Origin of the sequence: Rhizobium sp. 3T7, assembly GCF_020166565.1 — a bacterium.
In the GTDB taxonomy this organism is placed as follows: domain Bacteria; phylum Pseudomonadota; class Alphaproteobacteria; order Rhizobiales; family Rhizobiaceae; genus Rhizobium.
Genome location: NZ_JAIQXS010000005.1, coordinates 216,034 through 230,268 on the forward strand (window position 1 = coordinate 216,034; position 14,235 = coordinate 230,268).

9 protein-coding genes are annotated in these 14,235 nt (G+C 55.4%); 4 read left to right on the plus strand and 5 right to left on the minus strand.

The window, feature by feature from the left end; translation table 11 throughout:
- Nucleotides 1-21: 21 nt before the first annotated feature.
- On the minus strand, nucleotides 22-627 hold the full coding sequence (locus K9B32_RS10245; protein ID WP_224561780.1) for a dTMP kinase: 606 nt from the start codon (nucleotides 625-627) through the stop codon (nucleotides 22-24).
- A 36-nt stretch (nucleotides 628-663) separates the two neighbouring features.
- On the opposite strand from K9B32_RS10245, the gene K9B32_RS10250 reads away from it, so the two are divergent.
- The 4 genes from K9B32_RS10250 (at nucleotide 664) to K9B32_RS10265 (ending at nucleotide 5,614) form a co-directional block, all read left to right on the plus strand.
- Nucleotides 664-1,188 (plus strand): TIR domain-containing protein, encoded by a 525-nt coding sequence (locus K9B32_RS10250; RefSeq protein ID WP_224561781.1) that lies wholly within the window; start codon nucleotides 664-666, stop codon nucleotides 1,186-1,188.
- Nucleotides 1,189-1,191: 3 nt separating this feature from the next.
- Entirely contained in the window at nucleotides 1,192-1,833 is a 642-nt protein-coding gene (locus K9B32_RS10255) for a hypothetical protein (protein ID WP_224561782.1), read from the plus strand.
- 58 nt (nucleotides 1,834-1,891) lie between these two features.
- Nucleotides 1,892-4,552: a patatin-like phospholipase family protein gene (locus K9B32_RS10260; RefSeq protein WP_224561783.1), complete on the plus strand. Its 2,661-nt coding sequence runs from the start codon at nucleotides 1,892-1,894 to the stop codon at nucleotides 4,550-4,552.
- A gap of 339 nt (nucleotides 4,553-4,891) precedes the next feature.
- On the plus strand, nucleotides 4,892-5,614 hold the full coding sequence (locus K9B32_RS10265) for a hypothetical protein (RefSeq protein ID WP_224561784.1): 723 nt from the start codon (nucleotides 4,892-4,894) through the stop codon (nucleotides 5,612-5,614).
- Nucleotides 5,615-5,798: 184 nt separating this feature from the next.
- On the opposite strand, the gene K9B32_RS10270 is transcribed toward K9B32_RS10265, so the two are convergent.
- From K9B32_RS10270 to K9B32_RS10285, 4 genes are all read right to left on the minus strand, one after another.
- Nucleotides 5,799-7,247: a hypothetical protein gene (locus tag K9B32_RS10270; RefSeq protein WP_224561785.1), complete on the minus strand. Its 1,449-nt coding sequence runs from the start codon at nucleotides 7,245-7,247 to the stop codon at nucleotides 5,799-5,801.
- Nucleotides 7,248-7,959: 712 nt separating this feature from the next.
- A complete protein-coding gene (locus K9B32_RS10275) occupies nucleotides 7,960-8,616 on the minus strand; it encodes a hypothetical protein (protein ID WP_224561786.1) in 657 nt (218 codons plus the stop codon).
- Nucleotides 8,617-9,075: 459 nt separating this feature from the next.
- Nucleotides 9,076-12,909, minus strand: a complete 3,834-nt coding sequence (locus K9B32_RS10280; protein ID WP_224561787.1) for a vitamin B12-dependent ribonucleotide reductase — start codon at nucleotides 12,907-12,909, stop codon at nucleotides 9,076-9,078.
- Between the two features lie 591 nt (nucleotides 12,910-13,500).
- Nucleotides 13,501-14,088: a hypothetical protein gene (locus K9B32_RS10285; protein WP_224561788.1), complete on the minus strand. Its 588-nt coding sequence runs from the start codon at nucleotides 14,086-14,088 to the stop codon at nucleotides 13,501-13,503.
- Nucleotides 14,089-14,235 lie beyond the last annotated feature (147 nt).

Genomic DNA, 14,235 nt, shown 5'->3' on the forward strand with positions numbered 1-14,235 from the left:
CCGCGACATTCGGTTGGCATTTTACGCTCTAAGGGCTTCCGCAATAGAGGCCTCGACGGAGTCGACCGCGTCAGCGATGGTCCCGATGTTTCTTATGATGCGAACCTGATGGTTATTGGCCTCTTGCGCGGAGAGGCGTGCGTAGCCATCGCGCAGGGCTTGCCAGTAGACAAGCTCTTCGGTTCGGTCGATTGGGCGATCTCGATCGATCAGAAAAGCGACCGCTGGCTTGATTTCGCCCCAGACAGTCACTTCGGCCGCGACGAGTTCCTTCAGCGCCTTCTGTTCCCCACCACCAACGCTTCCGTAGACGAGGGTCGACCACCAAAATCGATCAAGGACCACATTCCTTCCCTCCGCGATCCATGGCTTAATCCGTGTCTCGATGACGTCGATATGGGCTGCAATATGAAGCGTTTGACGAGCCAGTTCCGACATCACCTTGATGCCGAACTCCTGTGGCGAGTGATGTATCCGATAGATGGCTTTACCAAGTGTGCCTTCGTCGCGGCCGGGGAAGCTCAAAAACTTGAACGTTTCGCTTGATAATTTGGCCTTCAGTTCCTGTACGATCGTAGTCTTGCCGACTCCGTCAGGCCCTTCAAATATCAACAGTTTTCCGGCCATGCGCCCTCCCGCGACTATCGAAAACAAATTCAACCTATGGTACGTGAGTCGTCAAGAAGATGGAGAATAGAAATGGCTGGTAGGCGACATGTTTTTATTAGTCATCATCACGCCGATGATGAGCACGTCACGAAATTGACGGACTCCCTCGCTCGCAAGGGATGCGAAATTCGAAACAGTTCGATCAGGGCGAAGCCCGCGAACCAGGAGCGCCTTGCCAAGGGGCTGGTCAGCGACAACGCAATCAAGCGCCTTTTGAGGATAAAAATGTCCTGGGCGTCGACGGTTATCGTTCTCATAGGAAAAGAGACCCACGCTCGACCCTGGGTCAACTGGGAGATCAAGAAGGCTCACGAGCTTGGCAAGCGCATAGTCGGCGTTTTCACCAGGGGTGGTACCGAAGCTGATATTCCGCCTGCCTTCGAGGATTATGGTAGTGCTTTGGTGAACTGGAATCCGGACAAAGTTATTGATGCCGTCGAAGGCAGGGATAATGATTTCCGTGAGCCTGACGGGTCCTCACGCGCTCCTGTTCACATTCCATCCACGTCGCGCTGCTGATCCATGGCTGTCTATATCTACGTTGTAGCGCGAGACTTTGGCTTTGCGCCCAACCCGTTTCATGGAGTTTGCACCCTCGCAACCTGCAAACCCGTCGTTCGACGAATGGCCAAGGTTGACGACTGGGTTTTTGGAATGGGCGGTACGAAGCTCGGCGCGGTAGGGCGGTGCATATTTGCGATGCAAGTGACGGAGGCTCTTTCCTTCGACGAGTATTGGGCTGACCGACGATTTAAAGACAAGAAGCCGGTCCGCAATGGAAGCCGAACGATGATGCTCGGTGACAACATTTATCATCAGAACAGCGGAGGCTGGCACCAGCTAGATTCCCACCACAGTCGTCCAGACGGATCCCCCGATACCCATAACGTTAAAACAGACACGGGAACGGACCGGGTCTTGATATCAGAGCACTTCTATTATTTCGGCAAGGACGCGCCCGAGGTCCCCAGTACCATTCTCGCCGAAATCGGGTACAGAAATATCCGCGGACACCGCGTCTACATGAACGATGAGTGCCAAGGGTTGCTTGATTGGCTGATGATAACCCAGTCATCCAACCTCAATCGCGTCGTCGACGATCCTTTTCAGTTTCACCAAAGCGCCGCCCGATATTCGGTGAGCGAAGACAAGATCTTGGACTGAGCGTCCTCAGTTTGTACCAATGCAGAGCCCACCAGGGCAGATTCGAAGGATTGTTGCTATGGCAAGAGGCGATCCGCAGCCTGTCGTAAAGAAAAGCACTTTTCAGTTGGAACTTTTGAAACTCCGAGAGCGATCGATTTTCGGCACGGAGTTCATGAATGTATACGGCAGCATGGACTGGACGGAAGACGGTCCGAACATTGCCGCCGCGCACCGTTTTCGTACAACGCTGATATCTCGGATCGCAACGGCCCGTCTTCCCTATGGGAGCGGTACCGAGAAACGTGCCCTCAAGAGCATAGTCGAACTCTTTGCGAATGCCCGGGAAGTCACGGCTGAAAATGTGGGCTGCGGTACGTTCGAGATCCTCGTTTGGCACACCCTCAACGCGGTCGTAAGACCGTTCACCGCAAAATGGCATCCTCTTAGCGAGGCCGGAGCCCTTGAAGCGCTAGACTCCAGTGATGAGTTCAGGGCGGAACTTTATCGGGTGCAAGGGGAACTCCGGCAATTGGAGCGTGCGCTTGCCCTTCTTGAAGGCGGAATGGCGTCCTATGATCCCTCGACGCCAATTTCCTCTAGCACGAGCGAAAAACCCCCTTCCAAGGCCGTTTGGCGACCAGCCGGTAATATACCTTCATTCAGCGATATTGAGCGGGCCGCGGTCATCAGCCGCCGATCTAACACTAACTACAAGGTCGCGAACGAGGATGACTGGGCAGCTGGGCTCGCTCTCTCTGGGGGTGGGATCAGAAGCGCAACCTTTTCTCTCGGTGTCCTTGCGGCGCTCGCTCGGCGAAATTTGCTGCCCGCGTTCGACTATCTTTCGACCGTCTCAGGCGGCGGATACACGGGATGCTTCCTGACTTCCTTGCTTGGGCAAAAGGACCTTCCTGAAGGTATGGGGCTTGCCAGCAATCAGGAACCGTTCAAGCGAACCGAAAAAGAATCCACCATTCTGATGGGGGTCCGGCAGCGTGCCAGCTTCCTCTCGGCTGGCTTTCTTGAACGTTTGCTCTTGGTTATGCGATCAACCTACGGGGTGTTCGTGAATGTGTTGGTGCTGTTCGGCGCAATAGCGTTTTTTGCTGCGATCGAACTCAGCATACGTTGTGGCGTGGCTCGTTGGGATATCCCATCCTGGCTTGCTTGGTTATTCCCACTTGTTGCGTTGTTCCTGCTTGCCTTTGTCGCGCGGAAGGAAAAGCTGCAGCTCAAAGAGCTAAATCGCGTTCATTTGGCCCTGGGAGCGCTATTTTGCTTCCCACTGGCTGGGATGGCATTCCAACTATTTCATACCGCGATCGATGAACTCACTAGTGCCTCCATTGTCCCCGGATTGAGCGGACTTTCCGCGACCCTATTGGTTGGCGCAACGCTGATGGCGATCCTGGGGGCAGTCTTCGCCGTGTACGCCAAAGCTCGACCCGCTGCCGCCATCGCCATAACGCCAATTTTCCTACTTTTCGTCGAACACTCGTTTTTCGCGGTGTTCCGGGTGGTGCCCCTTTACCAAACGATGGTTTTGCTGGCCGCCATCGCGGTGTTCGGCGGACTACTTTGGTTGTGGGTCGACGTTAATGAGACATCGCTCTACAGATATTACCGATCTAAGCTAGCTACAGCGTTCATCCACACCGAGGGAGACAACCCGCCCCCTAAGATAAGCGAGCTTGCGTGCGGCGCCACATTCTATCCGATCATAAACTGCGCGTTGAACGCTCCGGGATCGCAAGACCCGAAAATGCGCGGGCGTCTCGCGGACGTCTTTTCGTTCACACCACACATGACCGGCAGCAATCTGCTGGAATACAGCAATACCGGTCGATGGGAGACATGGAATCCGAAGCTTGATCTGGCGTCAGCAATGGCACTGTCAGGAGCGGCTGTTTCCCCTCAAATGGGCTTGCGTACGACACGGCGCGGTAGTTTCTGGCTGACGCTGTTCAATGCGCGTTTGAATGCCTGGCTGAAGAATCCACTAAAAGCAGCTGAAGGCGAGAAACCACCGTCCGGCTTCACTTGGAGTCGCCAGGGGCCAAGCCTTAGGTACCTGGTTCATGAATTCATGGCGAATGCCAACGAAGATCTGCCTTATGCGAATATCTCGGACGGTGGTCATATTGAGAACCTTGGAGTTTACGAACTTCTGAGGCGCCGCTGCCGATATATCGTCGCAATCGACGGTGAATCCGACCCGAGGATGACCTTTCACGCGCTCACTAATCTTCAGCGGCTGGCCTATATCGACATGGGTATCTTAATCGATGCCGAACTGGACGAGCTGCGGCTACAGGAGTCTGGTTTCAGCCGCTCGCACTTCAGGTTCTGCCGAGTTCGGTACCCCACCGGTGATAACAAGGACCCATGGGAGATTGGATACCTTCTCTACGTCAAGCTCTCCTTGACGGGAAATGAAGGCGAGTTTCTAAGACGGTACCGCCTGGATGAGCCCATGTTTCCACATCATTCGACGGCCGATCAATTCTTTTCGGAAACGCAGTTCGAGGCCTATCGATCGCTCGGAGAGCACGTCGGCGAAAAGCTCTTCATGGAAGCGATCATCGAGAAACTGGCCGAAAAGCCTGAAATCGGTGTGAAAGAATGGATGGAAAAGTACGCCAAGAACTTCTTGAACGAGGCGGAATCGGCGGATTCGCGACCTCCTTTGTCATCAACCAACGGAACAGCACAGGAGGACGTCCGGGATGATCATTGATTCATCGAAGCAATATGCCTGGCCGGGAGCGGACCGCTTGTGGCGAACACTCTACCGGTCCTGGTTGCCGCCGACACCTCTAAGTCCTCGGGGCACATCGCCGCCGACCACTTGGCGGCGATGAATAGGTTTGGCCACTTGTCGGAGCGTCCCTGAAGCATCAGGGCTCCCACTGATTGTGGGCGATTGCAATCGCCTGGGGCCTTATGCTCAGTCGTGACCTTCAAAGAGAGTAAGGGCCACGCTGACCAAAATATCGACAAGTAATCTAGATTGTGAGACAAATACTATACACGCAGAAAGCTATGGGGCGGACTGCCTTTCCTGAGAGCTAAACAGATGAATTCTGTACCTATCAGATTTGTCGCTGTTTTTGCATTCGTGACGTTTGCGCTCGGCCACAGCGAACCCGCTCACAGCGGGGCTTTCAGCGGGGAAGGGGCCCCAAAAATCCGTCCGCTCTCTACAGCCAGTATGCTAGGCCCAAAACCACGCGCTGTTGATCTACTGCGGTCCCTGTCCGACGAATTGTCGAAGCAAACCCAGCCAAAATTAGTTCAAGCGGACAGCCCACAAAAGGAGGAGGAGAACCCCGTCTGCACGGTTATGGGAACTTATCGGCCCTCCATCAATGAACACCAGCTTCTTACGAACAATATGGCCCTATCTGACGTTCTTTTCGGTAATTTTTTCGTCGTAAATTACTTAATTAAGAAATGCAAAGACGGCGGCAATTTCATAGATTGTTCGCTGGAAGAGCCGAAAATATTCCTGCTTGATGAAAAGCATCAAGATGAAACGTCGATTTCCGAACTAGCCAAGGTCTCGTTCAACAATGGCATTCATCCCGATGAGATCTTCATCAAATCTGAACCTGACATTCAAGAGTGGAAAGAGATTGTCAGTAAACAATGCGGGTTTCCATTCAGCCAAGCTGAGAGCGGGATGGTCTCCGTTAAGTTGAAAAAGGCCCTCAAGCCGGGCAAATTCACTCTCGCTTTCGCTTATAAGCGAGACCAAAAAGAGCAACTCATCAAGTCCAATTTTTCGGTGTCGAAATAGGGTCGCTTGCAGGCATTTGTCGAGAGATTGGTCCGGGATCTAGCGGTCCTACAAAGAAGCGGGCGAACTCAAAGGCGAAAATTGATCGCTTCTGCTAAGGCAGCTGTCGCCTCTAGTTTCTTGGGACAACCTACGATTTGCTCGCGTACCATCGATCAAGCGGTCAATGGATCGTTGATGGGTTTTAATCAAAAGGATTGAGGTCCGGTTTTCTCAGAAAAGAATTGCTTCCTCCGAATATTTGCCCCGGATTATTGATGACGGAGTTATCGCCCCCGGTAAGTTGTCCCGGATTGTTGAATACCGAGTTCGGCCCTCCGAATATTTGACCGGGGTCATTGAAAACGGAATTTGGTCCTCCAAAAATCTGTCCTGGATTGTTAAAAACGGAGTTCGGGCCGCCAAAAATTTGACCAGGGTTGTTTATTACGGAATTTGGGCCGCCGGAAAGCTGTCGTAGGCGCGTGACCACAAATCCATTCTTGCCGACCAAGTCGTTGCTGTCGCCAAAGCACCCGTCACCTCCCCATCCATCAGTGACACATTTTTGAAGTTCGCGTTGAAGTAACCGACCACCTGTGCACGCTGCGGCTGCATACGGCTGGGCTCCTGTCTCTGCGACGCACTCAAGGGCGATCTGTTGCTCCGGATTTAGATCTAGGGACAAAAGCTTTGTACCCACACAGGTAGCGTACCCGGTCGCGCTACCATCCGACCGTGCGGCGCATTGCACAGCCGCCCTTTGTTCCCTCGACATGTCATCGCCGAGCAGCGCTTCACCTGCGCAAGCAGCAAAAGACGCTGTGCTTCCGCCATCCTTCGCACAACTCAGGACTTCCTGTGCTTCGGGTGTGATGGCGTCCGGCAGAAATTCGGACGCCATGCAGGTGCCAAAGTCTTTGAAATTGCCGCCCGACTGGGAGGCGCACTCCAAAGCAACTTTCTGCTCCTTGGGGAGGTCACCCAAAAGGGCGCTGACAGCGCATTCGGTAACCTCGTACGCGTCGTCGTAGTTCGAGGCACACGCCACCATTTCTCTGTGCTCGGGAGCAAGCTGGTACTGTGCAGAGCAAAGCGAAAACTCGGTCAGGGATCCACCAGAGGAAACGGCACATTCGAGATTACTCTCCTCAGCAAAATCGAGCTTGCCCTCGACAAGTGCTTCGGCAGCGCACGCAGCAAATTCGAGGTTATCCGTACCTTCCTTGTCCGCACAGTTTACGATACGACGGTCTGATCTGCTCAGTTTGGATTTCTTGAACCAGTCTCCAACGCATTGTGTGAATGAATCTTCGTCGCCCTCAGACTTTTGGGCACACTCCATGGTGGCTCGTTGTTCAATGGAAAGCTTGTCACCAATGAATTTGGCGCCAAGACAATTCGCTACCTGTGTCTCATTGTCCCAACCCAGTTCCAACCCACCTGTGCAGTTGAGGATATCAAGTTGGTCTTGAGGCAAAACAAGTGCCCCGCCCATACAACCCACAAAGTGGTTCATATCTGTACCGGCCGATCGAGCGCACTGCCTAGCCATTGATTGCTCACCCTCGGCAGCAGATGCGTCGATTAAACTGAAATTGCCAAGCAAGAACAGTAGCAAAACGAGCATAAACTTCGACACGGAGATGTGCATGGGAGCCCCCGCAAGCAACTTCCAAGAGTAAAATGAGATTACACCATTTCTGTACTACTACAACCCTCGCTTTCGGGACCACAAGTTAAGCGATGCTACGAGTAGGATCTCAATTCTCGCTGGCGACAGGGTTGGCCACTGTTAAACAACATTCAAGACGTTTGCTTCTTTCATTCGTTAAAAGAACACTCTCGTGAAACGAGAGAGTACTAAAAATGCAGTTGCCGCCAGGGTATGAGACTGAAGACAGAATTTTCCTGAGTTTTCCACCTCTGGGAGAGCGAGGTTTGGACCTCACGCTTTGGCTTCGAAATGAGGAGCCTAATGCACCCTATATTGTTGCATACTTGTTTAGCGAATCGCGGTCGATGCGCAGATCGACAGGCCGCGCCCGGAGAACGCAACAGCTCAGGATCTCAATTCGTAATCTGATCCGAACCGTCGCGCCGGAAGTCGAACTAACCCCCAAAGGGCGTCTAGCGTATATTGGCTTGCAGCAGGGTTTCGTTGAAGATGCCATCAAGGAGCTTCAATTAATCGTTGAGCCCGCTGATCACGGCCGAGGAGGCTTTCCGAAAGCCACCAGAAGGAGCTAAGGATTTGCGTAGTCGCGGTTGTCGCGGCAGCCGCCATCACAATCCAAGAATGCTTGCTACACGCCACGCCACGCCGACGCTGGAGCCCCGCCGGTTAAACGACGGGGCTCCGCGTTTCACGGTTGAGGCGAAGGTCCTTCCGGACTTGCCGGTCGGCCAAGCTCGCTTCGTGCAACCTCAAACTGCTTGTCGAGGTATTCAAGAAGCCGTTCACCTAGGAGCGCAATCTCCCGATCGGCTTCTGACCATCTGTACAAGGAACCATCCTGTAGCGAGAGAACAGCAATGTCGTCGGGCCTCCCGTGCTCTGGGTAACGCGTCGCGACCGTAGAAAGTGCTGCTCTAACTAACTGGCCACTCAACCTATGCTGCGTGTTCCACAAATGAACTGCTGTGCGCCGACCATCCAGTTCAATAAGAAAGTTGGCGGTAAACTCGACCTTGTAGAAGCCGTTCGGGCTGGGGAAGAGAAGACCCTCAGTCGTTTCAAGCACACCAGGATTTTTCTGCTTCCATTCAAAAAAGCGCTTGAGACCGCGCCGGGCAGACTCGCGTTCTGAATGCTTTGTAATGAGTGCCGTCGAATCCAATGCTTGCTGAGGCGAAAGTTCCCCGAACGCAACCTGCTGAACCCGGGTCTTCAAGCTCTTGTGATAGTCGTAACCGCCGCCGCTAGGACTGCACCGTTCGCGCACAAGGCGTTTCTGGGGTTTCGGGTTCGTGTTGAGGAGTTTCAAAAAGGCAGAGAAACCGAACTTAGGAACTTGAGCCATCGCCCATCCTTTTCGTTGATAACTGCCGAAACCCAACTCGACTCTTGTACGCGACTCTCCATATAATGACCTTGCTACAGGGTGGAGAACGTTACTTCGCCTCACGAATGGCTTCAGCTTATTCGTGATTGCAAAAGCCGGATCCGAGAGGGTTCGGCTTTTGTATTCCGTCTAGCGCCACCTGCGCCAATTCCCCTTCTAACTAGTCAGTGTTGGGGTTTCCGATTCGTTCCCCAGTTCAGTTTCCGGGCAGAAACTGCCCGGAGCACTGATCATTGATGACTTTTCGCAATGCTCGTGAACTCGATCCGCCACTTCACTGCGTAATCTTTTTGGTCTCTTGCTGGGCGGAAGACCGCCCAGCTTCTTAGGATATGCCCCGGGTTTTTCCCGTAATCGGACAGCTTTTTGCAAAACTGCCGCTGGATTTACAGTCGTTCGTCCGCCGAATGCCGGCTATCAGCTGCAGCCGCTCGTTGCGCCGCATGTGTCGCACTTCTCGCAAGTGCCGTTGCGCACCATCGTAAAGTTCTGGCACTCGGAGCACATGTTGCCGGTGTAACCCTGCATGATGGAGCGGGCGCGGCGTTCGGCTTCGACCTTCTTGGCTTCCGTCTTGGCCGATGCCGCGTCGGCGGCTGCCTTGTCGGAGAAGAGGGCGGTTGCCTGCTGCTGGGCCTCAGTCGTGACTTCTTCAATCACTTCCTCGGCGATCTCTTCGGCTAGTTCCTTCGCCCGCTCCTCATAGTCGCGCTTGAAAGCGACGATTTCGGAGCTGGAAATGGCAACGGTCGGTTCGATCTTGCGGGCGGCAGCACCGGCAAAGGACGTCACCGTGGCGCCAGAGGAGGCACGCGCCGGGGCTGTGGTGGCGGCACCCTTCGGCTCGCCGCCGGCCTGACGCTCGTTGCCCGTTACCAGCGTCGGCTTGTAGCCGCGCGTCCAGCCAGTCGAGACGAGGTTCGTCTTGCCTTCCTGGATGCCCTTGCCGAGCGCCGTGTTCGAGAAGTCCGACGTGTCGACATGCGCCAGATCGTGGCGGCCGAGATAGGACACGGCGAGTTCGCGGAACACGTAGTCGAGGATCGACGTGGCGTTCTTGATCGCGTCATTGCCGATGACCATGCCGGCCGGCTCGAACTTGGTGAAGGTGAAGGCCTCCACATATTCTTCGAGCGGCACGCCGTACTGCAGGCCAAGCGAGATGGCGATCGCGAAGTTGTTCATCATCGCACGGAAGGCGGCCCCTTCCTTGTGCATGTCGATGAAGATTTCGCCGAGGCGGCCGTCGCCGAATTCGCCGGTGCGCAGATAGACCTTATGTCCACCGACGGCGGCCTTCTGGGTGTAGCCCTGACGGCGGTTCGGCAGCTTCTCACGCTCGCGGGTGACGCGTTCGACCACACGCTCGATGATCTTCTCGGTGATGGTGACGGCCTGGGCCGCGAGCGGCTGCTGCAGCAGTTCCTCAACCGCATCCTCGTCGCTTTCGTCCTCGATCAGCGAGGCGTTCAGCGGCTGCGACAGCTTGGAGCCGTCGCGATAGAGGGCGTTCGCCTTCAGGCCGAGCTTCCAGGAGAGCATGTAGGCGCTCTTGCAATCCTCGACGGTGGCTTCATTCGGCATGTTGATCGTCTTGGAGATCGCACCCGAGATGAAGGGCTGGGCAGCTGCCATCATGCGGATGTGGCTCTCGACCGAGAGATAACGCTTGCCGATCTTGCCGCACGGGTTGGCGCAATCGAAGACGGCGAGGTGTTCGTTTTTCAGGAACGGTGCGCCTTCCAGCGTCATCGCACCGCAAACATGGATGTTCGCAGCCTCGATGTCCTTCTTCGAGAAGCCGAGATGGTCGAGCAGGTTGAAGCTCATGTCGGCGAGCTGCTCGTCGGAAACCTTCAGCGTACCCTTCAGGAAGTCGGTACCGAGCGTCCACTGGTTGAAGACGAACTTGATGTCGAACGCCGACTTCAGCGCGGCGTTGATCGCCTCGACCTTCTCGTCGGTGAAGCCCTTGGCCCTCAGCGTCGAGGGGTTGATCGCAGGCGCCTGGTTCAGGTTGCCGTGACCGACTGCGTAAGCTTCGATCTCGGCGATCTGGCTTTCGGAATAACCGAGGGTGCGCAGCGCTTCTGGAACCGCACGGTTGATGATCTTGAAGTAGCCGCCGCCGGCGAGCTTCTTGAACTTCACCAGTGCGAAGTCGGGCTCGATGCCTGTTGTGTCGCAATCCATGACGAGGCCGATGGTGCCGGTCGGCGCGATCACGGTTGCCTGGGCATTGCGGTAGCCGTGCTTTTCACCGAGCTCGAGAGCCTTATCCCAGGCGCTCTTGGCATGGGCTACGAGATCCTGGTGCGGGTTTTCGGAGTGGATCAGCGCGACCGGGTTGATCGACAGACCTTCGTAGCCTGCGGTTTCGCCGTAAGCGGCACGGCGATGGTTGCGGATGACGCGCAGCATGTTTTCGCGGTTCGGCTTGAACATCGGGAACGGGCCGAGCTCGGAAGCGATTTCCGCCGAGGTGGCATAGGAAATACCGGTCATGATCGCCGTTAGCGAGCCTGCGATGGCGCGGGCTTCGTCGCTGTCATACGGAATGCCCGAGGACATCAGCAGGCCGCCGATGTTGGCATAGCCGAGACCGATCGTACGGTATTCGTAGGAGAGTTCGGCAATCCGCTTCGACGGGAACTGTGCCATCATCACGGAGATTTCGAGAACAACGCTCCACAGGCGGACGGCGTGCTCGTAGTCGGCAATGTTGATGCGTTTGGTGGCGGCATCCTTGAACTGCATGAGGTTCAGCGAGGCCAGGTTGCAGGCTGTGTCGTCGAGGAACATGTATTCCGAGCACGGGTTGGATGCGCGGATCGGGCCGGCAGCGGGGCTGGTGTGCCAGTCGTTCATCGTCGTGTTGAAGTGCAGGCCCGGGTCGGCCGATGCCCAGGCGGCATAGGAGATCGACTCCCAGAGATCGCGGGCCTTCAGCGTCTTCATGACCTTGCCGTCCTTGCGGGCGGTCAGGTTCCAGTCGCCGTCGTTTTCGACGGCGCGCAGGAAGTCGTCCTTGATCGAGACCGAGTTGTTCGAGTTCTGACCGGATACGGTGAGGTAGGCTTCCGAATCCCAGTCGGTGTCGTAGGTCTTGAACTCGAGGTCTTTGTAGCCCTGGCGGGCGAACTGGATGACGCGGCCGATATAATTCTCAGGAACCTGATCCTTCTTGGCAGCGCGGATTTCGCGCTTCAGGGCAGGGTTCTTGTTCGGGTCGAAGCAATCGCCCCGAGTAGCTTCAGAGCCAGCCTCGCAGTTGACGCAGGCCTTCATGATCGCCTTCAGGTGCTTGGCGACGACCTTGGAACCGGTGACGAGGGCAGCGACCTTCTGTTCTTCCTTCACCTTCCAGTTGATATATTCCTCGATATCCGGGTGGTCGATGTCGACCACGACCATCTTGGCCGCACGGCGCGTTGTGCCGCCCGACTTGATGGCGCCAGCTGCACGGTCGCCGATCTTCAGGAAGCTCATCAGGCCGGAGGAACGGCCACCGCCGGAAAGCTTTTCGCCTTCGCCGCGGAGATAGGAGAAGTTGGAGCCGGTGCCGGAGCCGTACTTGAAGAGACGGGCTTCGCGAACCCACAGGTCCATGATGCCGCCTTCGTTGACGAGGTCGTCTTCAACAGACTGGATGAAGCAGGCGTGCGGCTGAGGATGTTCGTAGGCCGACTTCGACTTTGTCAGCTTGCCGGTGAAAGGGTCTACATAGAAGTGGCCCTGGCCGGGGCCGTCGATGCCATAGGCCCAATGCATGCCGGTGTTGAACCATTGCGGGGAATTCGGGGCAACACGCTGGGTAGCAAGCATGTATGCAAGTTCGTCTTTGAAGGCGAGGGCGTCTTCTTCGGACGAGAAGTAGCCGCCCTTCCAGCCCCAGTAGGTCCAGGTGCCGGCAAGACGGTCAAAGACCTGGCGGCCGTCGGTTTCGGAACCATACTGTTGGTCCTTGGGAGCATCCTTCAGTGCCGCTTCATCGGCAACCGAACGCCACAGGAAGGAAGGAACGTCGTTTTCCTCGACCTTCTTGAGCTTGGCTGGAACGCCGGCCTTGCGGAAATACTTCTGCGCCAGGATGTCGGCAGCGACCTGGGAGAACTGCGCCGGAACATCGATATTCTCGAGGCGGAAAACGATCGAACCGTCCGGGTTCTTGATCTCGCTCGTCGCCTTGCGGAATTCGATATCCGCGTAAGCGCTCTGTCCTGCCTTCGTGAAACGGCGTTCTATGCGCATTTGCCTAACCTCTAGCTTGCGCGCCCCGTCCCCGTTTGATCAAGGCGCAAGTTTCCACCTCCGGCGGCGCCGTGAGGAGCGCAGCCAGTTCTCGTTTCCGTATCGTCACAGGAGTGTCATCGGAGATGTCTTTCCTGTATCTTGTGGTGATGGTGGCTGCAAACACTAAATATAGTATTAACAGCTTATTATCGCCAGCCCCCGATGTCACTTTTTGTAAGATAAAAATCGCGCACGAAACCCCTCATGGCGGTCATCCTTCATGGACGCAACACCCTGATTCTACGCTCGATTTTTGAAGAGAACCGGCCTCGTTAATTCCGGTCCAACTGCCGCAGCAACATCGGAACCCATTAAGTTGGAAACTGGCGATTCCGTCAAGGGGTTGTTTTTAACGAACCGTTCACCACAACATATTGTGGATCGGGCTGTGGAGAATGGGGAAAACAAAGTCGTGCAAGAAATTCAATGGGTTGCGAGCTTTAGTCGGCCCAGAGCCTAAAAAATCTAAGAAAAGTTGCGACCGTGTTGATTTGGTTGCAGCTTTTGCCGGCCAAACGCGGCAACCGATTCGTTTGAGGCCAATTTCGGTCATAATGCGTCAATCGCAATTGTCACCGTCGCAATACCTATAGGCTGTCCGTTTTCATCCTTGATGACAAAGCTTGCCTGCGTTTCCAGCAATTGTGTCTGCTCATCGCGCTCAGCCCGGTCGATAAATATCTCGTCGGAATGTCCCGCGAATGTTTTCAGGAACTTGTCTTCATCGCCTTGCCAATAGTCGGTGGTCATCGTGCCCTGGCCGACATTGAGTCCATGACGATCGGTTACAAAAAATTCGATGATGGTGCCCTGCGAATCATCCTGCTTGGATTTCAGGTATCGTGACACCGGCTTGTTGAGCAGGCGCCTGACCATCTGCCACCCGCCACTCTGGACCTCGGAGCGGTAGGTATTGTCCAGCAGCTGGATGTTCGCGTCACTGATATTGCCGAACTTGGCGTTCTGGTCCTCGATCGCCTTCCGGACGATTGGCGTATTCACCATCGGCTTAACGACTGTCTCGACGTATTCCCGTACGACGGACACATAGGCCGGTTCCGCCGAAGCGGCCAAAGGCGAGAGACAGAGGCCCAGCCCGAAAGCCGCAACCGTCCCGACGTAGCCCCAACGCATCATATTCGTTCCAACGTCGCGCCCCGCGACTAACCTTCTAACCCAGTCCGCAGCGCGACGCCGTTGCCGCGCGGGACGGTTGCTTTGAAGGATAAGGTCTGAGGGGGCGGCGCGATAGCGGAATCCGATGAGTTAGTTAAACAAAGATTG

What these genes read in the sequence shown, in the direction of transcription:
- K9B32_RS10245 (WP_224561780.1), bottom strand. Translation starts at nt 627, where the DNA reads ATGGCCGGAAAACTGTTGATATTTGAAGGGCCTGACGGAGTCGGCAAG.
- K9B32_RS10250 (WP_224561781.1), top strand. Translation starts at nt 664, where the DNA reads ATGGTACGTGAGTCGTCAAGAAGATGGAGAATAGAAATGGCTGGTAGG.
- K9B32_RS10255 (WP_224561782.1), top strand. Translation starts at nt 1,192, where the DNA reads ATGGCTGTCTATATCTACGTTGTAGCGCGAGACTTTGGCTTTGCGCCC.
- K9B32_RS10260 (WP_224561783.1), top strand. Translation starts at nt 1,892, where the DNA reads ATGGCAAGAGGCGATCCGCAGCCTGTCGTAAAGAAAAGCACTTTTCAG.
- K9B32_RS10265 (WP_224561784.1), top strand. Translation starts at nt 4,892, where the DNA reads ATGAATTCTGTACCTATCAGATTTGTCGCTGTTTTTGCATTCGTGACG.
- K9B32_RS10270 (WP_224561785.1), bottom strand. Translation starts at nt 7,247, where the DNA reads ATGCACATCTCCGTGTCGAAGTTTATGCTCGTTTTGCTACTGTTCTTG.
- K9B32_RS10275 (WP_224561786.1), bottom strand. Translation starts at nt 8,616, where the DNA reads ATGGCTCAAGTTCCTAAGTTCGGTTTCTCTGCCTTTTTGAAACTCCTC.
- K9B32_RS10280 (WP_224561787.1), bottom strand. Translation starts at nt 12,909, where the DNA reads ATGCGCATAGAACGCCGTTTCACGAAGGCAGGACAGAGCGCTTACGCG.
- K9B32_RS10285 (WP_224561788.1), bottom strand. Translation starts at nt 14,088, where the DNA reads ATGATGCGTTGGGGCTACGTCGGGACGGTTGCGGCTTTCGGGCTGGGC.